Genomic DNA, 1,307 nt, shown 5'->3' on the forward strand with positions numbered 1-1,307 from the left:
GCCGGGTCCGTCGCGCCGCGCCCGTACCGCAGCCGGCGGCCCGGTTCCGTCGCCTCGCCGTCCACGGCGGCGGCCGTGCGTACGAGCAGGCCCTCCGTGACCGGCGGGCCGGCCGGCTCCACGTCGCCGGAGAGCGGGGCCCAGACGCGTACGTCGATCGCGGCCTTCAGTTCGCCGCCCAGCGCGGACCAGACGTCCACCGTGGACGGGCGGTCGCCCGAGCCCGCCGACGCGGCCTCCATCTCGACCGTGAGACCCAGCTCGGCGAGGCTGCCCGTGAGGGTGCGGGCGGGCAGCGCGCGGGTGCGGATCAGGCAGCGCAGGACCTCGGAGAGCAGCCGGTGTTCGTCCTGGGGGCGGTTGGTCCACGCCGTCACCAGATAGGTCAGCTCGAACCAGCGCGCGGGCGTGCGGCGGCCGGTGACCAGGCCCTCGGCGTCGTACTCCTCGGACGTGCCGCTGCTGCGGCGCGTCGCGTCCTCGCGGATGCCGTAGAGGAAGACGCTCACCGTGGGCGCGTTGCGGCGGGCGGACCAGTCCCGCGTCGGGGCGTCGAAGACCAGGTCCACGCCGCTGTCCTCCAGGCCCGCGTCCACCAGCAGCAGCCGCAGCGCCTCGTCCACCTCGTGGATCACCGGCGCCCCATCTCGTCCGGCGGGACCAGGTTGCCCGTCACCACGAGGAAGTCCGTCTTCACCGGCGAGAAGCCGGGGCCGGACGCGGTGATCGTGCGCGGCCCGGTCCGGTCCTTGACCACGATCAGGAGCTGGGCGATGAACGTGCCGTCCCGGCCGGGCAGGGTGGGCGCCGCGGCGACCGTGATCCCGGGCTTCCAGGCCAGCTTCACGGGCACGCCGGGCGGGAAGTCCTTGCCGCGCACCGAGGTGACGAACCCGGGCTTGCCGATCTCCGGCACCGAGACGATCCGGGGCTGGAGGATGCGCAGCGGGATGCGCGAGACGTTGTCGCCCCGGTCCGCGTCGGTGCCGGTGGTCGTCAGCGTGCCGGTGATACGGGTCGTGACGGCGTGGTCCGGGGCGAGGACGACCCGCAGCACCGAGGAGGCGCCCGGTGCCAGGTCGGGCAGCGCGCACACCCCGCCGGTGCAGCCCGCCGGGAGCGTGGCCACGGGGATGCGGGAGGGCAGCCCGAGGCGCAGCCGCAGACCGGTGGCCAGGGCGTTCTCGCCGTTGCGGACGGTGTACGTCACCACGACCCGGCCGCCGACGTAGCCGGGGCTGGGCTGCGCGCGGACGACGACACCGGGGCCGGCCTCCGGGGCCGGCGGCAGCGGCTGCGCGGGCGGC

At 75.9% G+C, this 1,307-nt stretch carries 1 protein-coding gene and 1 pseudogene; both read right to left on the reverse strand.

What is annotated here, in order from left to right; genetic code table 11:
• Nucleotides 1-635, reverse strand: a 635-nt coding sequence (locus G3I41_RS16675) for a DUF4255 domain-containing protein (RefSeq protein ID WP_164401007.1), incomplete at its 3' end; no start/stop codon positions are given.
• A pseudogene (locus G3I41_RS16680) lies at nt 632-1,307 on the reverse strand (hypothetical protein); the annotation flags it as partial. The gene G3I41_RS16675 and the pseudogene G3I41_RS16680, both read right to left, overlap by 4 nt.

It is taken from the genome of Streptomyces sp. SID9727 (assembly GCF_010550605.1).
GTDB lineage: Bacteria > Actinomycetota > Actinomycetes > Streptomycetales > Streptomycetaceae > Streptomyces.